The sequence below is a fragment of the Trinickia diaoshuihuensis genome (genome assembly GCF_003390925.1).
Classification (GTDB): Bacteria; Pseudomonadota; Gammaproteobacteria; order Burkholderiales; family Burkholderiaceae; genus Trinickia; species Trinickia diaoshuihuensis.
Genome location: NZ_QUBS01000081.1, coordinates 127,182 through 147,814, shown reverse-complemented (window position 1 = coordinate 147,814; position 20,633 = coordinate 127,182). Strand labels below are relative to the sequence as shown.

The 20,633-nt window shown below is 59.6% G+C and carries 22 protein-coding genes; 1 reads left to right on the top strand and 21 read right to left on the bottom strand.

Annotation, left to right across the window (positions count from 1 at the left end):
* Window positions 1-5 precede the first annotated feature (5 nt).
* On the top strand, window positions 6-1,388 hold the full coding sequence (gene pilV, locus DXT59_RS18960; protein WP_116138404.1) for a shufflon system plasmid conjugative transfer pilus tip adhesin PilV: 1,383 nt from the start codon (window positions 6-8) through the stop codon (window positions 1,386-1,388).
* A gap of 66 nt (window positions 1,389-1,454) precedes the next feature.
* Here the strand turns inward: pilV (DXT59_RS18960) and DXT59_RS18955 are convergent, their stop codons facing one another.
* From DXT59_RS18955 to DXT59_RS18855, 21 genes are all read right to left on the bottom strand, one after another.
* The gene (locus DXT59_RS18955) at window positions 1,455-2,774 is read right to left on the bottom strand and encodes a phospholipase effector Tle1 domain-containing protein (RefSeq protein ID WP_116138403.1); all 1,320 of its coding nucleotides are present in this window, start codon (window positions 2,772-2,774) and stop codon (window positions 1,455-1,457) included.
* 22 nt (window positions 2,775-2,796) lie between these two features.
* A complete protein-coding gene (locus DXT59_RS18950) occupies window positions 2,797-3,234 on the bottom strand; it encodes a hypothetical protein (protein WP_162878145.1) in 438 nt (145 codons plus the stop codon).
* A 137-nt stretch (window positions 3,235-3,371) separates the two neighbouring features.
* Entirely contained in the window at window positions 3,372-4,460 is a 1,089-nt protein-coding gene (locus DXT59_RS18945) for an alpha/beta hydrolase family protein (RefSeq protein ID WP_162878144.1), read from the bottom strand.
* Between the two features lie 30 nt (window positions 4,461-4,490).
* Window positions 4,491-5,561 carry a WD40 repeat domain-containing protein gene (locus DXT59_RS18940; protein WP_162878143.1) on the bottom strand — a complete coding sequence of 357 codons (1,071 nt, stop codon included), beginning with the start codon at window positions 5,559-5,561 and terminating at the stop codon, window positions 4,491-4,493.
* A 96-nt stretch (window positions 5,562-5,657) separates the two neighbouring features.
* Entirely contained in the window at window positions 5,658-6,194 is a 537-nt protein-coding gene (locus DXT59_RS18935) for a hypothetical protein (protein WP_116138399.1), read from the bottom strand.
* 220 nt (window positions 6,195-6,414) lie between these two features.
* A complete protein-coding gene (pilV, locus tag DXT59_RS18930) occupies window positions 6,415-7,761 on the bottom strand; it encodes a shufflon system plasmid conjugative transfer pilus tip adhesin PilV (protein ID WP_116138398.1) in 1,347 nt (448 codons plus the stop codon).
* Window positions 7,762-7,916: 155 nt separating this feature from the next.
* Window positions 7,917-9,245, bottom strand: coding sequence for a shufflon system plasmid conjugative transfer pilus tip adhesin PilV (gene pilV / locus DXT59_RS18925; RefSeq protein ID WP_116138397.1), 1,329 nt, complete (start codon window positions 9,243-9,245; stop codon window positions 7,917-7,919).
* Window positions 9,246-9,325: 80 nt separating this feature from the next.
* On the bottom strand, window positions 9,326-10,537 hold the full coding sequence (gene traW, locus DXT59_RS18920) for a conjugal transfer protein TraW (protein ID WP_162878142.1): 1,212 nt from the start codon (window positions 10,535-10,537) through the stop codon (window positions 9,326-9,328).
* Window positions 10,534-11,025 (bottom strand): hypothetical protein, encoded by a 492-nt coding sequence (locus DXT59_RS18915; RefSeq protein WP_116138395.1) that lies wholly within the window; start codon window positions 11,023-11,025, stop codon window positions 10,534-10,536. The genes traW and DXT59_RS18915 overlap by 4 nt, the downstream gene beginning before the upstream one ends.
* A 45-nt stretch (window positions 11,026-11,070) precedes the next feature.
* Window positions 11,071-11,295, bottom strand: a complete 225-nt coding sequence (locus tag DXT59_RS18910) for a hypothetical protein (RefSeq protein ID WP_116138394.1) — start codon at window positions 11,293-11,295, stop codon at window positions 11,071-11,073.
* A 10-nt stretch (window positions 11,296-11,305) separates the two neighbouring features.
* Entirely contained in the window at window positions 11,306-11,593 is a 288-nt protein-coding gene (locus DXT59_RS18905; protein WP_162878141.1) for a hypothetical protein, read from the bottom strand.
* Window positions 11,594-11,628: 35 nt separating this feature from the next.
* Window positions 11,629-11,889 (bottom strand): hypothetical protein, encoded by a 261-nt coding sequence (locus DXT59_RS18900; RefSeq protein WP_116138392.1) that lies wholly within the window; start codon window positions 11,887-11,889, stop codon window positions 11,629-11,631.
* Between the two features lie 2 nt (window positions 11,890-11,891).
* Window positions 11,892-12,647: a bactofilin family protein gene (locus DXT59_RS18895; protein WP_162878140.1), complete on the bottom strand. Its 756-nt coding sequence runs from the start codon at window positions 12,645-12,647 to the stop codon at window positions 11,892-11,894.
* A gap of 7 nt (window positions 12,648-12,654) precedes the next feature.
* Window positions 12,655-13,386: a hypothetical protein gene (locus DXT59_RS18890; RefSeq protein ID WP_116138390.1), complete on the bottom strand. Its 732-nt coding sequence runs from the start codon at window positions 13,384-13,386 to the stop codon at window positions 12,655-12,657.
* Window positions 13,387-13,600: 214 nt separating this feature from the next.
* Window positions 13,601-14,209 carry a hypothetical protein gene (locus tag DXT59_RS18885; protein ID WP_162878139.1) on the bottom strand — a complete coding sequence of 203 codons (609 nt, stop codon included), beginning with the start codon at window positions 14,207-14,209 and terminating at the stop codon, window positions 13,601-13,603.
* An 11-nt stretch (window positions 14,210-14,220) separates the two neighbouring features.
* On the bottom strand, window positions 14,221-14,739 hold the full coding sequence (locus DXT59_RS18880) for a hypothetical protein (protein ID WP_162878138.1): 519 nt from the start codon (window positions 14,737-14,739) through the stop codon (window positions 14,221-14,223).
* 239 nt (window positions 14,740-14,978) lie between these two features.
* Complete coding sequence (locus tag DXT59_RS18875) at window positions 14,979-15,518, bottom strand: D-Ala-D-Ala carboxypeptidase family metallohydrolase (RefSeq protein ID WP_162878137.1); 540 nt, start codon at window positions 15,516-15,518, stop codon at window positions 14,979-14,981.
* A complete protein-coding gene (locus DXT59_RS18870) occupies window positions 15,518-18,007 on the bottom strand; it encodes a hypothetical protein (RefSeq protein WP_116138386.1) in 2,490 nt (829 codons plus the stop codon). Before DXT59_RS18870 ends, DXT59_RS18875 begins: the two co-directional genes overlap by 1 nt.
* Before the next feature lie 9 nt (window positions 18,008-18,016).
* A complete protein-coding gene (locus DXT59_RS18865) occupies window positions 18,017-19,138 on the bottom strand; it encodes a thioredoxin fold domain-containing protein (protein ID WP_116138385.1) in 1,122 nt (373 codons plus the stop codon).
* 9 nt (window positions 19,139-19,147) lie between these two features.
* A complete protein-coding gene (locus DXT59_RS18860; protein ID WP_116138384.1) occupies window positions 19,148-20,233 on the bottom strand; it encodes a secretion/conjugation apparatus DotM-related subunit in 1,086 nt (361 codons plus the stop codon).
* Window positions 20,218-20,622 (bottom strand): lytic transglycosylase domain-containing protein, encoded by a 405-nt coding sequence (locus DXT59_RS18855; protein ID WP_116138383.1) that lies wholly within the window; start codon window positions 20,620-20,622, stop codon window positions 20,218-20,220. Before DXT59_RS18855 ends, DXT59_RS18860 begins: the two co-directional genes overlap by 16 nt.
* Between the last annotated feature and the right edge of the window lie 11 nt (window positions 20,623-20,633).

Here is a 20,633-nt window from a genome sequence, read left to right as displayed (position 1 = left end):
GCGCCATGGACGCTCTGCTTGGATACATCATCGCGTTGACGCTATCGATGATGGGCGTTGCCGGCTTCGCTACTTGGGCGAAGCTCGGCGTTTCCAATGTGCAATCGGCCGCCACGGCCGGTCAGATGCTCGTATTCGATAAGGCCGCTCAGCAGTACGTGCAGGAAAATGCAAGCTTTCTGCTGTCCGTGGCCTCTACGAACGCGCCATATCCGGTTCCCGCGGCTCAGTTGAAGCCCTATCTGCCGCAAGGATTCTCCTTCATCAATCCTTTCGGTCAAATATGGCAATTGCAGGTCCTCCAAACGGGAAGCGGACAATTGCAAGCGCTCGTCACCTCGCGACAGGGCAGGGCGATTTCCGACACCAAGCAACTCGTGCAAATCGCCGCGCAAGCGGGTGCGCAAGGCGGCTTCGTGCCTTACCCGAATCAGGCCGGTGACACGACGATGAATACAGGTAACGCCGTTGGTGCATACGGCGGCTGGAGCCTGCCGCTGGCGAACTATGGAAATCCCGGTAGCGGGCACCTGGCCTCGCTGCTCGCGTTCACCGATTCACAAGCCAATAACGACTATTTGTACCGAGTGGCGGTGCCAGGTCAGCCTCAGTTGAACCAGATGAAGACGGCGCTGGATATGGCGTCGAATAACATCAACAATGCCGGCAACGTTGGAGCGTCGACCGTCACGGTCGGCAATGCGTCGCTTTCTTACTTCGCGGGGGCAAATCAGCTCTATGTGAACGCACCGGGCGGTACCGTGCTGGCGGATAGCGCCGGCAATCCGCAGCCGTTGTACTCGGGCGCGGTCTTGGCAAACGGAACAATCAATGCGACTGGCGCAGTCACATCGACTTCACCGGCGGGGGGGCTGCACGGTACTCAGACTGCGCTGACTCAAGCGGGACTGACCAGCGACGGAGATATTTTCATTCAGCCAAAGGGTGGAGCCACACTCTATCTCGATGCTGGCGGCTTCGACAACAGCGGTAAGATGGTTAGCAACTTCAACAGCAATGAATTCAACGGCCAAGTGATCGCGGATCAATATGTCCAAATCAATGGTGGTGCAACACAGGGCCTTCCCTGTGGACAGAATTTTATGATTGGAAGGTCTGACGCCGGCACCGCCGTATTTTGCGAGTACGGCTATTGGACTGCGGCCGGCACGATCACGACGGTCGCCGTAAGTTCGGGAAGCTGGCAACCGTCGGCAACAGTCTCGTGCCCGGCCGGCTATACGCTAACGGGCGGGAGTTGCGACATGTTCCGCGGTGGAGACGGACGAGAAATCTCGCCTCGAACCTGCGCGCCGTCGGGGAATGGGTATTACTGCAACGAGGGTAATAGCGGTACGTGCATCGCGCATGCGATCTGCGCTCAGTGACAGGAGAGTCGTGCGCCAGGAGAGCGCCGCTGGGACGGAGCCGCCGCGAGGATCGCGGCGTGCCGGTCATCCCGCATTCTTGAACGAGCGGGAAGGCGCCTCGCGGTAGCCCCTCTCATCGCACCATTGCTTCACGTACGCCTCGTTGGCGCCTTTCGCACCATTGATCAGCGACGGATGAATATTGCCCTTAGTGTCGATGCCATAGATATTGAATTCGCCGGCAGTTTCGGATGAAGGTGAGTGACCAATTGCTGAGTCGGTATTGGTCTGCACCGGCGCTCGGTTGTTACTCGACGTATCTACCGTATGCCCGTCACGCGTGGTCATGCGCTCTGTGTAGCCGCCGTCCGGGCGAGTGGTCAACGTTACGTGCGTCCCGTTGAAATCCGTGAAGCGCGTAGTCTGGCTGTTAGCGCTTTTCTCTTGGATCATAGCCGCAGTCACCACGCGTTCATTCAAGCGGGGAACGCCGTAGCCATGCAAGGCGTCCTCAGACCATTGTCTGCGCCCGTGGTCGTCTACGCCTTCCGTATGGATGACTACCGGTTGCGTCGGATCGAATCTGCGGGCTTCTGCCACGTCCGCGATCGGTAGCCCTGAGTTGCGAAAAAATGCAGTCCCCGCTTCCAGGGATAGAGCACCTAGGCCGTTGTCGTAGCCTCCACCGACATCGCAATGGTTGCCGGTGAACGGCAAGACCGTAACGCCGGGCTGACCGGTGTAGTCGGCGCCTCTAAATTCAGTGCGGTGCTCGTCGAGGGAACGTACCACCGTGATGTTGCGCACGTTTGGCGCGAAGGCGAGATTGCCGCTGACGCCGGTGTCGACGGGATCGTAGATGAGGCCGGCAGTGACGCCGACTTCGCCGGGAGGGATCAATGTTTTGCCGGTTTTCGGATCGACTAAACCGTGCTCCCATAGAAGTTGGGAGAAGATTGCAGCAGAAGCGCTACCACGGCTGAAGCTTGTCATCATGGCGGTGACCGAACCGTTGGGGTGCCTGTCAAGCCATTTGCTCGCCTCTGCGCAGAATTGCGCATAAGCTCGCTGTGCAGTATCGACTATCTGGGCCGTGACTTCTGGGCCGAACCATGCCGATCCAGCTCGGGAACCTCGGGTTCCGGGGCCGGGAAAATAACTCGTCCTTAATCCTTCAGTAAGCTTGGAAGCTTTATCGACTTGATCGAACAATTGGGCGACATTTGTGTTTTGTGGGTTACCCGATAGCTTTACGTCGCTCTTATCGTTGTTTGTCCCGTCAAATGCCGAAAAAAACACGAATCGATTCAAACCAGAGGTTAACCTACCGCTGACGGCAATTGACTCTCCCTGTTGCCGCGCACGCGCGACATCGTCTGACGCTAGGGTTTCGCTTACACTCATGGGTCACCTCGCAAAACCTTTTTTAATTCGGATATATCTGTGTTATTTTTTTGAAACAGTACGTGATAAGTATTTGTTTATAAGGAGCCGTTCGCTTGTACGCCTCACCGGGGTCGTCTGGGCATAGCCCCGTCACTTTCTCGGGTGAAATAAGATATACATACAACTGGCGGCCATCGATTGCGAAATGGATCCGGCAATGATCAAGATTGCTAGGCAGGCGACTGCGCAAATCCACCCGATCTTCGTACACCTTTCCTGTCGATTGAATCCGCCATTTCACGTACAAGAAGTCCCCGCGACGCATCGCCCCATCGACATCGGTTTGCTGCGGCACCTGGTCATGCGCCAACGCATCCGCCGGCGGACGCACTCCCGGCAAGCGCGACGCGCCGTACTGGTAGTCCATCACCTCGACACCAGGGCTGTCATCGCGTACATCGAAGTCGAACGCGTGCACCGGCGTATCCGTGCCAATAGCACACCCTCCCAGCAGCATCGCTCCGGCAACGACGAGACAACTCGAAGCAAAAAAATTTCGGACCTTCACTTTCTGCCTTTTTTTGATTACCTTATGGGTGAACTTCGCCGAATCCCCTACCCATTCTTGTGCTGCATCCGAGGCTTCGACTCAAATCCGTTCAGGTCGAGCCATCGCTCGGTATAGTCCTGCTTCGTACAGCCGTTCAGCGCAGCGGGGTCGATGTTCCCCTTCGTATCGAGCCCCCAAATATCGCGGTGATCGACACCGATTGCCGCCGCGTGTTTTTCGGTCGCAGCATCGGCATTCGATTGCGCTTGCACTGAAGTGGGTTGCGCCTGGTTCGACTTCGTTTTGAATGCCGCTAGGATATCGCCCGCCGATGTCCCCAGTTCAGTGACCTTCGTGCTTGCTAGCGCGGTACCACTTACTTGGTTCAGAATCAGCGTGCTTCTATGCGCGTCCAGCGCTTGCTTAGCACCGTCGGCCAGTATCGGCACGCCAACCGACGGCAATTCCACCGCGATAGCCGCACCGGCGATCATCTTGCCCTCGGTTTGCATGATTCCAGGACCGATGGGCAGCGATACTTGAACGGTACCCTCCAACTGATCGCCGCCGGCCTTGTGAACGACATCGCCCTGCGCGGACAGGTTGTAGCTCGTGTATCGGCTCCGGTCTCCTCGGTGTGCGCGATAGCCAACCCCGGGGGCATCGATCGAGAAATTGGTGATGTGAACGTCAGGCGGAAGCGCATGCGGGCCGTTTTCTATGCTAAGCATCTGCGCTTGCCCCTCGGCTTCCGCGCCGCCGAGCGAATGCCCTGTGGTGTATATCGCGCTCATTTTGACGCCGTGGTCCGACAAGAATCGCTGCGCCGCTATCAGTCCTCGCCTCGCAAATTCGTCTGCCGTAGACTGTGCGTCCGCCACCATCCCCATCGCGACGCCCACGTCCGACTTGAAGTTAGCTCGGTTTTGCGTACCCCGGTTGGCGATGATCACTTCTCCAGTCTTCACATCAGCGTAGATTCGTCCCGAGTAGCCGAAGCGGTCCATCGCGCGTCTAAGCTTCGCGTCACTGAAACGCTCGAGCGGCAGTGGCGTCCACTGACTACCTAGTTGCGGACCTCCCGGGTCTCCGTAGGCAGCAACATCGGCAGTCAGCATGTCTTCGACCGTTGCGGACGGCTTCGACTGACTCATATGCGGACTCCCCGTTTTTAATATTGGTCTTTAATTAAGTCTATATAAATAGACAGCGTTCTCATCGCCGATAGCAAGCCATTTACCATCAGGGCTAGCAGCGATGCCGCCCAGATGCTCCATGCCACCGGTAAAATGCGTTATCGCCTTTCCTGTTGTGGTGTCTACAACTGCATTGAGCACAGGTTTGAGCTTGGGGTCGACAGAAGTCATTCCTTTCGAAAACAACCAGTGCCCATCCGGGCTAACGGTAATTCCGCCGGTATCCTCATCCCAGAAAGGCCGGACCGCCAGTGTTGAACTGTCGATTACCTCCCCAGAATAGAGGAACACCTGATTGGTCGCGAAGCTCGGTTCCATATCGGTCTCAACAGGAAGCGCCGTTTTCAACGGCATCGTCGGATCGCCCGTCTTTTCTCCGGCAAACCAGACATCGCGTGTTGGCGCGCCGCCCGTAGGGTCAATCAGTCTAATTGCGGTGTCATATGGTTTGACGTGGTGTCCGTTCGCCACCTTCCCACGAGAATCGGCGGTCTCGCTAACCAGGGCGAGAATCTTGTCATCAGCAGTCCATACCGCACCACCGACTTGCAAGCCTTCGAGATCGATCTTCCGCTCCGCCCACGTCCTCGTGTCATAGACGTGGATCATAGAGGGATCGCCGATGGTGCCCGACACCGTCAGCATCTTCGTCCCATCCTTATTGAGCCGAGCCATCCCGCCGGTAGCCGGATTATCGGGAAGTGCTTTGCCTGTCATGGCATCCCACTGCCACTGAGCGCCGAACGTCACGATTTTACCGCCTTGGAGCCATAGAAGCTTTTCCCAAGGCATATTGGCGTAAACCTGATCGAAATGAATGCGCGCCTGTTCCTTATTGGCTTTCACGTCCCAAACGACGATATCGGTCGGGCTCTCGCTCGTCGTCACCACCAATCCCAGAAAACGTCCGTCCGGACTGAAGCTCATCTTCTTGACGATAGGAGCGAACTTCCCGGCCAAAGTCCCCAACCCCAATAGCGGTGCGTGCCCCAGCGAAATGGTTCGCTCGAGCTTGGGCTCCGGTGGATTCCCGGCATTCGCCGCCGTCGCATTCGTCATGCACAGTACTCCTGTCATCGCGAGCAAAACTCCAATTTGACGCAACTTCACTTGGCCCCCAGTCGTGTAATGGAAATCGATTGAAATCGCGCGAGTTTAGCGCATAAAAACGCTTGGCAACGCATAGTCACGCCGAAGCGCATGGGCCGCACTGACAGCCAAGGCCGACGCATTCCCGTCTACTGCCAAGGCAGCGCGCTTTTCAATTTCCCAAGCATCGCTCGGCGTCAACCCTTCGAGATACGACTCGATCCAGGAGTCGCCCGGTGTGTGCGCACCCGTTCGCCTCGCATAGTGGTGCTCGTTCCACTGCGTACGAGCGAGCGCATCGATTTGCTCGAGCCATTCGACATATCGCGGTGCGCGCGTAATCCGCATCACGTCCGCGATCTTATATTGCAGACCTGCGCCGCCCATGTCGCTGAACGTCAACGTAGAGCCCTCGATGAACGATTGCGCGACGAGCGAGCGCTGCTCCCAAAATAGGCGTTCAACCAGTCCGCTATAGACGATCACACCGTTGATGACATAGAGGGTCCTGAGCGCTTGCCCTTCGTCGACAAGCGTGAGCTTGTGAATCAGCTCTACGGGGAAACGATCGTCGAAGCGCGCACCGGGCCGGAGGCCGCTCATTTTGCTCTCATGAACCACTGCACCTCCTGCGTAAACGTTGCCCACGGATCGTCGGAATTCGAACCAGTCCAGCGCAGCGATTCATCCAAACAGAACAGCTGGATATTTAAAGTTCCGTATGATACGCACGATACGCCCATAGAAAAGCGTGGTCAACCGACTTCGAAAGCGATACGTACCGTATCATTGAACGATTGCTCGCCTCCTAGACGTTGTCCGCTCAATAGTATTGAGCGCAATACAGGTAGCCGGCTGTGTATGTCATGTACCAACCGCCCGCACCAATTGCGACTGTATTGGGCGGGCAGGTGCCACCGTCCCCGACGTATTGATACGTGACTTGGTCAAAATGGATGCGCGGCCCCCCGGCAGTTTGCCAAACACCAGACTGGCAGAACAGCGGACCATTCCCGGAATTTGCAATCTCACCACTGTTCGTGCAGGTAGTACCCGCCACAGCGAGCGCGGTCGGCTGCAAGTACCCCCCGTTGACGACGCCCTTACCGGAGATGTTTCCATTGACAACCACGTTGCCTCCGCTACTCATGTCACCGGTACTGGTCACGCTGCCCGCAATGAACGGTGCGTAAGCCGTCCCCGCATTGTTGGTCACGACGGTTTGACCGTCGGCGTGCAACGTCAGTTGCTGATGGGCATCGTCATTGGCGATCGACGAATTGCCCAACGTGATTGTCGGGAAATGATTGGCGTTTTGTACGTTCGCCCAACCGGAAGTGATTCCTTCGTAAGCATTGCCGGCCGCATTGGTCACTACGACACCGTTATTGGCGTGCATGTAGATCTGCTGATATGCGTCGTTGCCTGCGACGGACGCCTGCTGACCGAGCAAGAGTGTAGAGTTGCCATTCGGGTTTTGAATGCTCACGCCCGACGCCGTGACATTGTCGGCATTGTTCACGTCATGCGAGCCCATGTCCAACGCGGTCTGCATTTGATTGAGCTGCGGCTGAGTCGGTACCGCTACACGATACAGATAGTTGTTCATCGACTGTGGGTTCGTAAACGCAAGTAGCGATGCCAAGTGACCACTGCCGGGGTTCGTGTAGGAGCCAAGAGGAACCGACCAACCACCGTAAGCGCCGCTGGCCTTGGTGGGATTCATCGCGGCATCGCCACCTTGATTTGCATAGGGCACGAACCCGCCCGCCGCCCCGGCTTGCGCGGCGATCTGCACGAGTTGCTTCGTGTCCGTTATGGGCCTCCCTAGCTGTGATGTCACGAGCGGTTGCAGTTGTCCTGGGGACGGCTGCAACACCTGCAATTGCCAGATCTGTCCAAATGGATTTTTTGCGGAAAAACCGTTCGGCAAGTATTGCCCTAACATCCCTGCGGTCACCGTCACGGGTGTGGTCGCAGTCGCGCCGATGGCAAGATCAGCGGCATGGTCTTGCACATACTGCTGCGCCGCCCTATCGAAAATCACCATCTGACTAGCGGTTGCTGCAGTCACCACATTCGCGACGCCCTGGCGTGCCCAGGTCGTAAAGCCCGCTACCGCCATCATCGATAGCGTGAGCGCAATCATGTACCCAACAATGGCGTCCATCCTTTAGCACCCTATGCCGTAGTGTCCCGCGTCCAGGTCGCCCGCATAGAGGGTCACCGCCATGCTCCGCGTCACGCGTTTTTCTTGGTGCCGAACGGTCCTCATGCCAGTCCGCCCTTCACCGTACGATTTAGATACCTCACTAACGCTCCCCGCTACTGCTCGAGGAACCAAGTAATGTCGCTGCGCGCATACGTCGCTAGACATTGCACGTTCCCGCCCGTGTCGATCGACCGCACCGAAATCTTCACGACTCCACTCGCCATTTCCGCGGCGTTCGGCGACCAACCCGAGGAAACCGACTGATTGAACGGACCGCCTGCCCCGCTAGTAAATTGCCCTCGTCCGTTGATCAACAGTTCGCACGCCGTGCCGCCGGAGGCCGCGCAAACCCCTGTAGCGGTCAACTGATATGAGGTGGCCCCGGCCGGGATCGGAACCGAAAGATTGGAAGCGCCGCAGTTGCTTTTTGTCTCATATCCTCCCGGCCAAGAGAGACTAGTCGCCCACCAAGCGGCTTGCCCCGATATTGGACTAACCTCACAAAACAACGGACCGATACTGGAGGTCGCCATCGTGCCCGGATACTGACACAGACTGCCCGGCGTCGCCAATGTCGTCGGACGCAGAGTCCCGCCCGTAATGTCCCCCGCCGTGAGCTGCGCTGGTACTCCCGCGGGGTTCGTGATTTGCACACCACTCGCGGCCGTCAGCGACAATTGTTGCGTGGCATTGCTGTAAGACACAGAACCTGCCCCGACATTTACGGTGGACTGTCCGCTCGGATTTTGCACCGTCACGCCCTGGGCAGCGACGTTTCCGGCATTGACAATGTCGTTCGTGTTCATGTCGATCGCCGTCTCCATCTGATTGAGCGCCGGCTGCCCGGGCACCGCTACCCGATAGAGATAATCGTTGTTCGACGCCTGCGGATCTGTGACGGCCAGCAAGGAAGCGAGGTGGCCGCTCCCCGGGTTGGTGTAATTCACGAGGGGCAATCTCCATCCGCCGTAAGCCCCGACGGCAAACGCCGGGTTCATGCTCGCATCGCCCGCTTGATTCGCATACGGCACGAACCCGCCTGCCGCTCCCGCTTGAGCAGCGATCTGTACCAATTGCTTCGTATCGGAGATAGACACACCGTTTTGCGACGTAACCAGCGGTTGCAACTGCCCTTTTGGCGACAGCAGCACCTGCAGTTGCCAGACCTGACCAAACGGATTCGTCGCCGAAAAACCGGCTGGAAGATAGTCGACCAAGTCAGAGACGTGCAACGTGACCGGCTTGTTCAATGTCGCCTGCGTCGCGAGCGTCGAGGCATTGACGTGAACGTATTGCTGCGCAGCCTGATCGAAAATGACCATTTGACTGGCGGTAGCAGCCGTCTTCACGTTCGTCACACCGATCCTTGCCCACGTCGCAAATGCCGACACGCCGGTCATCGATAGGACCAGCGCAATTAAGTACCCAACAATGGCATCCATGCGCTATTTTTCCCCGAACAGGACGTCACGTCCGCAGCCGCAACCATTGCGACATGCTTCCACTGAATCGTCCCTTCCGTTTACCTCGCATTGGTCGCATGGACACGCTGAAGCTGCGCCTCGAGCATCGGCCGCTCGCCGGTACGTTCCATCACTGCAAGAATCTGGCTGAGCAGCACCTCCATGTGCTGCGATCGTTGGTAGCTTTGATAGGCCATATCGGCCATAAACGCTATCGTGTAAAGCTGCTCGCGCGCCAGCTTGGTCGGATCGGCCACGGCACCCATTTCGATCTGCCAGTAAGGATTGCGCCAGCGCCGGCCGGCTTCGAAGTCCTCGAGTTCCGCCAGACTCATCGTCCTTGTGCTCTTGGCGACGGGAGAAGCATTTGCGTTGAAATACCGCTGCGCCGAATCAGAGGACGCGTTGATGTCGTTAATAAGCTGAGCGCTGCCGGGGAACGGCGCGCGCGACGCAATCATATTGTTCAACGTATTCTGGGCCGACGTCACGTTCGCCATATACGCCTTCTGCATCGCGATGTACAGCTTGCCGACCTCCGTTCCCGCCTCCGCCCGCGTAATGTATTGCGGCGGCTCGGGATCGATCGACATTCGCTCGTACGCGCGCGCCGCCTCGATCTGCTGCGGCGTAAACGTCAAATCGACATCCTTGCCCGGCATACCCGCGCCGCTATACAGAGAGTCGGCGCTCGCATCGCCATCGGGCATCGACGAAGACGAGCATCCCGGATACCCCAACGCGATCTCGTTCGCGTTGCAATAGGATGACTCATGAATCGAAGTGGATGCGCGCCGCGACGCCTCGATGGAGGGTGCCGAACTGTTCAACGCCTTCTGCAACGGCGCGCTAGATACCGGAGCGCTCCCCCCGGGCCGGTAACTCGACGCAGTCGTGTTGACGCTATGGACCGCCTGCATCGCGTAGTTGCTCGTAGAGGTGGCGCAAGGATCGAGCGGCAACTCCGTTTGTTGAAGCGTCGAATCTATTTCACCTTGCTGCTGTGCTTGAGCTGTCATCTCGCGCTGCGTATTTGCGGCCATCGAACTGGTGGCGGAATTTTTCCCGCCGATCGCCTCGATATCGCTATCGATAGAATTGAGTTCGTACTCCAGCGCGCTTCCGAGCGAACCGATCGCGCCGACAATGGCGATGTTCGCCTGAGTCACAGCCGCGACGACGCATCCGTCGCAAACGGCATACGCGTTCGCACTGGCGGATAGTCCAAACGCAAGGCACAGGACAGCGGACGCTCCTATTCCCTTTTTCATTTGAAGATCCTCGACATCGCGTTCACCACCGCCGAGCCCCAGCCGGCGCCGTTCGATGCGGCCGCCTGCTGCGCGAGCATGCCGTTACCCCCAGTGCCTTTACCGACGCTTGCCGTGATGTTGTCGATCTGCTGTTGAACCTGCGCCTGCGCCGCAGCCATGGCCGACTGCGCCGTCGATCGCGCTTGATTCGCAAGACCCTGACAAGTCTTTTGCTCGATGGCGGTGAGCAGGCCGAACACGATCTGGCCGTCGGGAAGATGCTCCGTGGGGATCATTTGAAACCCCTGCATACACGCGGTCTCGAGTTGGTTGAGCAATGCGAGCGTTTGGGCATTCGCATTGATCGCCGCCAAACGCCTAGCCTGCTCGGCCTGCTGCGCCGCCTGCATTTGGCTTTCCATCGCGCATTGAGCCGACACCGGCTCGGACATGGTCACGGCGATCATAGCGATCGCCACGACGCTGGCGATTTTGTGCATGCCCATAAAGCATTCCTCTATAGGGTTGAATCTCGCGCGAATCGCCATCCGTCAGCCCTTCGGCCCGGGTTGGAAGCGCTGCGACGTACGATCGGTTTCCGCCTGCTCAAGCACCGGCGCCAATTTGTCCGTTGCGGTAACCAGCCACTGCTGCGCGTGCGCAATGTTTTCTCGGCTCGGCAGCACGCCAATTCTCAAGTACTCCAACAAGCGAGCCGCATGCGCGCCGGAATCGTGCAAATCCCGAACCGCATCGATGTTGTCGTCCAATGCCATGTATAAGCCTCTATCTGAATTGGGCGCCGGTCTCCGGGCCCTGCGCCACGCCGCGTGCCCAGCGGCTCGATGCGTTCACAACGCCGCGCACCCTAGTGCCTTCGATTGCCTCGACCCGCGCGCGCCATTGCCTCACCTGCTTCGTGGTGGGGCTATCGTCCGCCGATAGGCTGCTTGCGACGAACGAGCGCGCCGCACCGTTCGTCGCAGCCAGCGCTTTCAATGCATCGATCTCGTGCGTCGATGCAGGCCACGCGTCGATTAGCCGGGCGAGAGCAGTCGTAACAATCAGGACCACGAAGAAAACTTCCGTGTATCCAAGGCGCAAACGTTTCATCGCCCTGAATCGCAACGCGCCAGCCCGAAGACCTGCCAACATATCGTGAGTACCCCAGCGCCTGCGGCCCAAAGGACCACGACAAAGGTGCGCATGACGAGCGAAACCGTGGCGTCGTCGGCCATACCGTGATAGAGCGCCTCGACTTGCTCGCATATGACGAGCATGTGTTGAAAATGCCATTGGGATAGCACCGCACAGCAGATGCTCCAAACCGCGAGCGCCCCCCAATACGTCAACGTAGTTCGAAGATGCATCGTCAAGCCGCACGTTCGCGAGCATCGACGGAAGCTCCCACCGCGCGTAAGCCCGGCGGGTCGCTCCGCCCCGCTTCTTCCTGTGCATCGCGCTCGCCTGTTCCGACGACGTTCGGTACGACTCGCATCAGAATTCCATTGACGGTCGCGCCTTCCTTGATGGCGATCGTCGAATATTCGATGTTGCCGTGAACTAGGCCCGTTTCGAGCAACACGACGCGGTCCGCATACACATCGCCTTCGACTGTTCCGCCGATCACGGCGGTATGCGCCCGTAGGACGCCATGGATGCCGCCGGTCGCCGTAAGTACCACTTGGTGATCGCCAGTCTGCGTCACATTGCCCCGCACGACGCATTGCAGAACAATGCTTTCCTCAATCTCGAGATCGCCGTTCAATTGCGCCGCAGCCGGCATTACAGTGCCGATATCGGTGGACTTGCCACGCGTTGGCAACCCATCGCCCAGGGACTGCTGCGGCTTCGGTGCCGCGTTGCTCGCCGCTTGAGCCGGCCGCGACGCGGCAAGGCGCTCCGATCGGGGCGCCGATCCGCTCGACTGAGTGCGCTCGGCTGCTTGCGCGGACGGAGGCATGTGAGGCGCCTGGGACGTCGAGATCGCTTGTGGCCGTTTCATCGGCGGGGATGCCGCCGCATCCGCAGGCGCATCGTTCACCGAGTGCAAGCGGGCCGCGGGCACAGTACGTTTCGCCAAGCCGATGCCAAGCGCGACGCGCACGAGTAAGCCGGGTTCGTTCATCGGGACCTCAGTTCGTAACATTGAGAATGCGTCGATTCGTGACAATCGACCGGCTGACCGGGTCGACCGCGACGATCGTTTCGCCGGGCGTCAATGCCTGGCCGACAGCGAGCTTTTGCGTTCCAAGTTGAACGACGCCATTGCCGAGTCCAGTCAGGTTCAACGATTGTGCGGTTGCGGTTTCCACCGGCAAAGACGCTACGTCCACCTGTGCGGTGCTCTTAGCCGACTCCATCGCGGCGCGCACGGCGCGCGCACTCGCCGCTATATCCGCGACCTCTTCGCGAGGCGCCCGCGGAACCGGCGCGGTGCGCTCCAATGCGGAGATTTTCGACTCGACGGCCTGCAGTTGCGATGACAGCACCGCAAGCTGCTGCCGGCTTGTATCGGCCATCGCGCGCCATGCCGTCTCTTGCGCGCTGCGCACCGCCCGCTCCTGTTGCAGGGTATCGGTTAGTTGCGCGAGCTTCGATACGGCCGATTCGCTTCCAATGCTTGCGCCACTCGTGCCGCCGCCGGCACTGATCGCAGGATTGGACGGCGTATGAGCGGAGCCCGCACGAACGGGCGCACCCGGCGCCTTGCCCGCGTCGTAACGCTGATACGTAAGCCAACAGCCGAACCCTACCGCGGCAATCAGCGCCACGATGAGCAATCGCCCGGCTGCGGTAAGTTCGACCCCGCCCGCCTCGCGTCGCATGCCCTCTGCCGCTCCACTCGCCTGCAATGTGTTTTCCATACGCGCCTCGATATGTTTTATGGCGCCGCAACGGCGCATGATGCATGCTCGAACATATTTCGTATCGACCTAATCATACGCAATCAAACAACCGAAAACAAGTGATGTTCGCGCTCGCAGTATTGGAGATCGCCCGCAGGCTAGCTCCCTCATGCATGGATAGCCCCGTACATCATCGGAATGCCGGGGCACCGGTATAGCGGGTGCCGCCGCCCTAAACGACGATCTCGATATCCGGATGAAAACGCGCCGTGGCGCGTTCGATGAGCGGATACCCGACGCGAAACGACGTCGCGGTCAAGGGCTTGTCGTGATAGCCCGTAATGACGGGATGCGTGACCAAATGAATGTGCTGAAACGGCTCGAGTTCAAGCAAGCGCGGCAGCAAATCGGGCCGCCGCGCGACGAAATCGGCTGCCCGCGTCCACTCATAGCGCGTTTTCGCACGCGGCCCTTCGTCCTCGACAACCCATTGCTGCCAATACTCGGCAATCCATGCAATCAATTCCTTCGAGGCCCGGAACAGATTCAAAACGTCGTGATCTTTCACGAGTTCGGGCGGCAGCACTTTCGGATAGAGCGGCAACTCGAAGCCGACGAGCAAATCGACGACGATCATCTCGAGCCGCTTCGCATCGGCGTATTGCCGAGCGTACATCATGCTCTCCATGCGCTGATGTCCGGACAGCCCGGTGATGTATCCCGGTATCCGGCGAGCCAGCGGCACTGAGATCTCAGAGACATTCAGCGTGGACGGCAAATTGCCCGGCTTATGGAACACCACCACGCTCACGTCGATGCCTGGACGCTTAGCCTTTATCATTCGCTCCTCGTCTAGTCATCCTTGCGCCATGAACCCCGCGCCAGCGGGTCGCGTATGCCCTGTCTCGTCGCCACGTCGCGGGCGATCGCCTCGAGGATCTGCCGCTTCTTCTTGCCCGACTCGGTCGGCAAGCGATCGGTCGCCTCGATGAGCCGCTCGACCGGCTTGCTGATTCCGCCTTGACCGCCATCCCATCGATACGACGCGGCCTTCTCGCGACCATGCGTCGTCGCGAACAACGCTTTGTCCGTGGGATTGTCGGGATCGTAGCCCAGGTCGATCATGTGCTGCCGGATGTTGATCACGCGCCGGATCGGAATCGTGGAGGGATTACGTTCGTAAAAGTCCAATAAAATGCATACGGTATTGTCCGACAATACCGCGGAGGGACTTTTCTGAAGCGCGGTCCACTTGGCTCGCTGCAAACCGAAAATCTCGCACGCGGAACTGATCGACAGACCGTACTTCACGCGGAACTTTTCGAGGTCGAGCGCGAGGATCGGCGCCTTCGGCGCGTTTTTTTGCGTCATCGTGCAGGCCCCGTCCCATCCGTCGCCTTGCCGGCGCCGCACGTGCGAGCGTTGCCCGCGACCATTGTCATTACGCACTCGAACCCTGATCCTGCACTACTGCAAATCATGCGGCGCTCCCTGCTCGATTATGTATCCGCCACATTATACGCATCCGTGCCCACGAGTTGAACATCGATGCTCCGTACTGATCGGCCATAATCATATGAACAATCGTGAACGCACGCGGTTTCCGTGCCTCATCGGGACCGCCAAGCGAGCGTACGCCCCCGCACATCGGTATGGATGAAGTCGCGTGCATAAAGGCCCACCCCGCCTTGCTGCGATAAATAGGCTAGCCGTCCCATATACTCGCTGGGGATCGACGGCGTACTGAAGTCGCCCGCCCGGAATACGCCCCGAGCGTCCGGTAAATGATAAGAAGCCAAAGCGCCTTCATAGTGGGCGTTCGTCTCCTTCGTCCGTAGACCGGAGTGAATATCGAACCTCACGTGCCGTCCATATGCCGCGAGCCACGCCTGCATCCACGACCATTGCTGCAGCAGCCGCCACTCCGGCACACCGACGACGCCGGCGCGGACATCTCGCAGCATCCACGCGACGGCACTGAAGCCCTGGTCGGTCGAGTAGTCGATCATCGCTTCATCCGATCCGCGTCGCAGCCAAAGCAGCGTGGGCGGGGCAACGTCGGCCGCCTCCAGCGCGCGGGCCGGCGCGATGAACGGCGCGACGGCGACGGCAGCCGCAAACGATTTGCAAAACGCGCGTCGTCCGAGCATCAAAGTTGTCCCCCGGCTACCGCGCCCGCCATGGCTTCGAGACGCGCCAACAATGCCCGCAGTTCCTCCTCGGCTACTGTCAGCGGCGGCTTAGTCCAGGCGAGCTGGGCCGCGACCTGCCCTTCGATCGCCCGAACCGATGCGCTCGGATCCTCTCGCCCAAGCGCTGCCTCCACTTCGATGAGCCGATCGAGCGTCTCGTCCGTAAACCCGATCGTCGAGCTGGCCGCACCGCTCGGCGCCTTCTCGCATAGAGGCGGATCCTGGTAAAGCGGATTGCGCGTAGACACAGGGGCGGCATCTTCTGCCCGCGGCCTTGCTTCGGGGGCCGGCCGCGGCTGTTCGACCGGCTGCGGCTGTTCGGGCGGCCGCGCGGCCGCCTGTTCCACCACTCGCCAATATCGCCCCCGCTCGTCAGCGGAGTTTGCCTTCATCGCCTCGATGGCTGCCATGTAGTACGCGATGCCGCGCTCGATGGGCGATGACGCTCCCCCTTGCGATTCGATGCTCCGGTATGTTGCGCGAACCGCATCGATGATCGGATCGACCGTCGGCGGGACCCCGGGCGCTCGTCCCGAGAGCAAGATTCGCTCGATTCGGGCTGCCGCATTCGAACTTGCGGGCGCTCGCTGCGCCGCCCGCTTGCGCACTGGCAGGTCGGCAATGCGTGGCCGATCCACTTGCAGGAATCGATTGAGTCTAAACGGCAGCTTCGTCTTCTCGACCGAATGAAACCACGTAAAACTGCGCGCCCGCGTGACCTGATCCTTGAAGATAAGCACGCCCTCCATTTCCTTGAGCGCCTTGAGTTCCTGCAAATCGATGCGGTCGCGGCGTTGAATGGAGCCGGTCAAATTGCGCCGGTAGTGCGCCGACGTGAAGTGGCTCGTCGCGCCTTCGAATGAACCGACTTCGACCGAAATCGACTCCCCGGCTACCTTCTTGAATACATCGAGCGTTTTGTCCGGATCTTCGAGCGCCAACGAGTACTTGATCTTCGTGTTGGCGATCATCGAATCGACTTCCTCTTTGTTGTCTCCTTTCGCCATCGCGGCAATGTCCTGCCCCGCCGCGATCATCATGAAGCCAAGGCTGCGCGCTTGGGCGAACATCAATGCGATGCCCTCGGCGAAGTAGTAGCCGAGCTCGTCCATCGTGATGATGTAGGGGGCGGGAGACCGCGTGGCCTTGGTGTCGATCACGTCCGCATACGTCCCCTCGAGCTTGTGCCCGAGGTTCATCGCCATCATGAGCCGAATGCTCGACACGATCAGCTTGCCGAGGTTCGCCGCTTCTTGCGCCGACTTCTCCAGTGTCGGAATCATTACGACGAGGACGCGGCGATTGAGCAACACGTCCATCATATCCACTTCGGAGTACTTATCTTTGAAGATGGCGCCGTAGGTATCCGTCAGCATCGACAGCGTGCGCGCATATTGCCCCGTCAAATAGCCATGCTGATCCCAGACCGTTTGATCCCACTTGTCGGGCTTTTCGGCATATTCCGGGCGAAAACCGGGCAAGCCCGTCTCGAGGTAAGCCTTGATCGGCAGGAACGCGAACTCCGGAATCTCCCCGCGCTTTCCCTTGAGGTACAGCTTGACGAGGTTCGGCAGTGCGAGATATTCGCGGATGACGCCGATCGACAACGTTAAATTGCCCACGGCACGCTCGTAGCAGAGCGTGCGAATGAGCGCATCCATCATGTTGACGGCCTTTTGCTGCCATTGCGCGCCGTCCCCCGTCGCCTTGGGTAATAGCGATGACGATAGTTGAGACAGAAAGTCCGGACTCCCCTCGTACCATGGATTCGTGCCGTTGGACGTCTTCTCCGTCGAACGGCGTTTGCCATAAGGATCCGCGCCCCCGGTCATGAAATTGAGCACGAGGTAATCGTCCTCCCGCCCCACGCGCCGGCATAGTCCCCATACGGACGCATGCAAACTCGAATCGGCCTTGCCGTCCGAGTAGAAGAAGCCCGAGCCCCAAGCCAGCGCGTTGAAACACAACGACAGCAAGGTCACCGTCTTGCCCGAGCCCGTGGTGCCCATGAGCAGCATGTGCGTACGCGCGTCGTCGTTGGTCGCCCAAAGCTCCTTCAAGTGCTCGTCGCGGTCGCTCGAGCGTTGATTGCCCAGATAAAGAATGCCGTCGGCGGGACGTCGTTCGACCAACTCGCCCTTACCGTTCGGGTTGGGCTTTTCCACATCCAGCGTCGGGTCGATGCCGCCGAGGTCCTTCGGATAGCGCATCGGCAGCGTCTGCCGCTGTAGCGCAAACCAAACGTGAGTCAACAGCATCGCGATCGTGATCGGCAGCCACGCGAACGCGAGTACGCATGCGCCTGCTGCCATGGCGACCTGGAACTTCGCGTAGTTGCGCGGTTCGAGCAGCCACCCGGCAAAACGTTCGGAGAGCGTGCGCGGATCGAGGGTGATCCTCTGTTGATCGATCTCCTGCCAGCGCGAGGAACCGTATCGCTGCGCCATAAACGTCGCTTACCGTGCGGCTGCTCGAATGCGGATCGCGCCGGCCGTCGCGCCCGCCGGATACACGGTACCGTCGCCGCCGACCACACGCGGCGTCGAGTCGAAGCCGAGCGAACTGAACATCGCCATATTCGCCTTCAGCCCCGCATAGCCGCGCTCGCAATCCTCGCCCGCCACGGGGTCGGTCGTATTCGCTCGATTCATGGCCTCGATCCACTTTTGCTTGTCGTCGGTCGCGCACAGAATCTGCGAGGCGATGGGCGCGGACCCATGCTGGTACGCCACGGGTATCACGTAGATGGAGAAGTCGCGCGCCAGGTCGTTCAGGTGCGCTTCAAATTGCCGGCAGGCCGGGCAATTGGGATCCGAATAAACGTATAGCGTCTTTTTCGCCGGTTGATGCTCGAGTCCGAAGTGAATCTGCGCCATGCCCGGTGCCCCCGCTGCAATCGCCGAGAGGGCCGGCGCAACGGACGCATCCGCAGCCGCGCTCGACGCCGCCACGGCGGGCGCGAGCGGCGGTTCAGGCGATAGCGCCGGTGTCATACCGCCCGTTCCAGTTTGCCCCGCGGACCCGGCGGCCGCGCCCGTCGAGGGCAACGACACAGCGGGAAGGCCGAACATGCTCGGGTTTTGCTGAGCAAGGTGAGCGAGCTTGTTCAGGTCCTCCAATGCCGCGTTGTGCGAGTTAAGAAATTGAACGCCCGACATGGAGACAATAAACAAAAGAAACGGCGCCCCCGCCCAGCAAAGCAAGGTCCTCCACAGCCGCAAACCGCGTTGCGCGACAGCCGCGCGCCGCAACGCCGTTTCGATCGCTCCGAGCGCGCGTCCGGCATCCGCCTCGGTTGCGAAACGTTCGATCAACGCGATCTTCTCTTGGCCATCGACTTCGCTGACAAAAACGAGCCCATGGTTCGCCTGACCGTGCGCGCCCGCTTCCGCGGTCTGCGTTTGTCCACTAGAGATCGAAAACGCTCCGGTGGCCGCAGACGGACCAAGGGCGAAGCGCGTACGGGTGGCGGCGCGCAAATACCCGGTCTTTGCGAACGACGTATAGACCGTCCCATCGGTCTCGATCAACACGATGTCACGCACGCGCGTGTCGCTCCGTTCGAATTTCAATCGCATATGTTTTCCTTATTGTCGATCCGATTGCGGTGTGGCCAGCAATCCGGTGTCCTCGAGATATCGCCGCAAACCGGCTAGCGCGTCCTCGACATGCGGGCCGTTCAGCACGCAGCCGTTTTCCGATGCAACCTGTTCGGCCTGCCATTGGTTGAATACGCCCGCCGATTCCATGAACGGCACCTTGCGCCCGGCCGTATTGAGCGGGTACCAGAGCGCGCGATCGAGCGGCTTGAGCCAAATGAACATCGACGACGGCAATACACCCAATTGCCTCGCCTCCAGCAAGAGCGCCATCAAAAGCGTGCGCGGATATCGGTGCTTGTGCAGCCAGCGTTTCGCCTGATCCGAGAGCGCGCAGCGTTTGAAAGCCTCATCGGCCAATGCGAGGTTCGGTTTCGAGTGCGCGTTTTGGGCGCTGTAATTAAGGGCATCGACGAGCGCCTTGGAGGCCTCGACATCTTTGAAAAACACCCTCAAACCAAAGACCGCGAACAGCGCTCGTTCGACGGCGCTCAATGCGTCGAACGAACTCACGGGCTTGCCCAATTGCGCCACGAGCAACGCGCGGGCGCGGTCGGTGTCGAGCTTCCCGTCGACGAGTAGACGATGTTGGGCCACCCATTCCTCGGGATGCATCGACGAAGCCCACTCGCTCGACCGATCGTTCGACAAATCGCGCCGCAAGACGGGCGCCACCGCGGAAAAGCTCTTGCTTTGAGCTTCGAGTAATGTTTGAACGCTGTGCACGCGGCGTGCGCGCACAATCGGGTGGCGCATCGCCCGCGACGCGCTCCATCCGGCGACTGCAATTGGGATGGCGAGGTAAAAGGCCCCGATCTGCCATGCCAGAATCAACGTTTCTTGGAACGAAACCACGTTCGCATAGCGAAAGTAGACGTGCGCCCGCTGCCGAAGCCCGCTCGAAAGGGCCAACCAACCCGAGAGCGGACGCGCCTCGTAGTCGCAAAGGAGCATCGCCGCGCGCACGATCGCGTCGTGTTTCAGGTGCCAAAACGCAAACAGCACGCATCCGAATCCCGCGGCGGCGATGAAGGCGACGGGCGTGGCGCTTTTCTGGCTTACTTGATCCGACATCCGTACTCCTGCGCAGCGCGCGCGACGCGCATCACGTACCGGTCGTGCTCGCCCGGCGTGCGGCTATGGTAGTTGCCCACCCCAGCCCAAAAGTTGCCTGTCGCATTGATCTCGTAGCGAATGATGTAGGCGGATCCGTTCACCGCCAGGCACGCGTCGGCGGCCAGTTGCATGGCCGTGATCCCGAACTTCCGATGAAAGTAGTCGGCCCAGATCGTATTGATCTGCGTGACCCCGTAATCTCGGGTGCCGTTGCTGTTTCCATGTACGAGCCCAGGCCGCAACTCGCCGCCGGATTCGACTTGATGTACCGCTTCAAGGATGCAGGACGGTACTTGATACTTTTGTTCGGCCTGTGCGACGCAATAGTCGAATGTTTGCGCAGGCATCGGTGGAAACG

Excerpts from the sequence above, each read along its gene's own strand:
- pilV (WP_116138398.1), bottom strand. The coding sequence starts at position 7,761 with ATGGACGCCATTGTTGGGTACATGATTGCGCTCACGCTATCGATGATG.
- DXT59_RS18865 (WP_116138385.1), bottom strand. The coding sequence starts at position 19,138 with ATGCGATTGAAATTCGAACGGAGCGACACGCGCGTGCGTGACATCGTG.
- DXT59_RS18895 (WP_162878140.1), bottom strand. The coding sequence starts at position 12,647 with ATGAACGAACCCGGCTTACTCGTGCGCGTCGCGCTTGGCATCGGCTTG.
- DXT59_RS18870 (WP_116138386.1), bottom strand. The coding sequence starts at position 18,007 with ATGGCGCAGCGATACGGTTCCTCGCGCTGGCAGGAGATCGATCAACAG.
- DXT59_RS18875 (WP_162878137.1), bottom strand. The coding sequence starts at position 15,518 with ATGCTCGGACGACGCGCGTTTTGCAAATCGTTTGCGGCTGCCGTCGCC.
- DXT59_RS18915 (WP_116138395.1), bottom strand. The coding sequence starts at position 11,025 with ATGGGCATGCACAAAATCGCCAGCGTCGTGGCGATCGCTATGATCGCC.
- DXT59_RS18945 (WP_162878144.1), bottom strand. The coding sequence starts at position 4,460 with ATGAGTCAGTCGAAGCCGTCCGCAACGGTCGAAGACATGCTGACTGCC.
- DXT59_RS18890 (WP_116138390.1), bottom strand. The coding sequence starts at position 13,386 with ATGGAAAACACATTGCAGGCGAGTGGAGCGGCAGAGGGCATGCGACGC.
- traW (WP_162878142.1), bottom strand. The coding sequence starts at position 10,537 with ATGAAAAAGGGAATAGGAGCGTCCGCTGTCCTGTGCCTTGCGTTTGGA.
- DXT59_RS18900 (WP_116138392.1), bottom strand. The coding sequence starts at position 11,889 with ATGCATCTTCGAACTACGTTGACGTATTGGGGGGCGCTCGCGGTTTGG.
- DXT59_RS18935 (WP_116138399.1), bottom strand. The coding sequence starts at position 6,194 with ATGAGCGGCCTCCGGCCCGGTGCGCGCTTCGACGATCGTTTCCCCGTA.
- pilV (WP_116138404.1), top strand. The coding sequence starts at position 6 with ATGGACGCTCTGCTTGGATACATCATCGCGTTGACGCTATCGATGATG.
- DXT59_RS18940 (WP_162878143.1), bottom strand. The coding sequence starts at position 5,561 with ATGACGAATGCGACGGCGGCGAATGCCGGGAATCCACCGGAGCCCAAG.
- pilV (WP_116138397.1), bottom strand. The coding sequence starts at position 9,245 with ATGGATGCCATTGTTGGGTACTTAATTGCGCTGGTCCTATCGATGACC.
- DXT59_RS18885 (WP_162878139.1), bottom strand. The coding sequence starts at position 14,209 with ATGATAAAGGCTAAGCGTCCAGGCATCGACGTGAGCGTGGTGGTGTTC.
- DXT59_RS18860 (WP_116138384.1), bottom strand. The coding sequence starts at position 20,233 with ATGTCGGATCAAGTAAGCCAGAAAAGCGCCACGCCCGTCGCCTTCATC.
- DXT59_RS18955 (WP_116138403.1), bottom strand. The coding sequence starts at position 2,774 with ATGAGTGTAAGCGAAACCCTAGCGTCAGACGATGTCGCGCGTGCGCGG.
- DXT59_RS18910 (WP_116138394.1), bottom strand. The coding sequence starts at position 11,295 with ATGGCATTGGACGACAACATCGATGCGGTTCGGGATTTGCACGATTCC.
- DXT59_RS18880 (WP_162878138.1), bottom strand. The coding sequence starts at position 14,739 with ATGACGCAAAAAAACGCGCCGAAGGCGCCGATCCTCGCGCTCGACCTC.
- DXT59_RS18855 (WP_116138383.1), bottom strand. The coding sequence starts at position 20,622 with ATGCCTGCGCAAACATTCGACTATTGCGTCGCACAGGCCGAACAAAAG.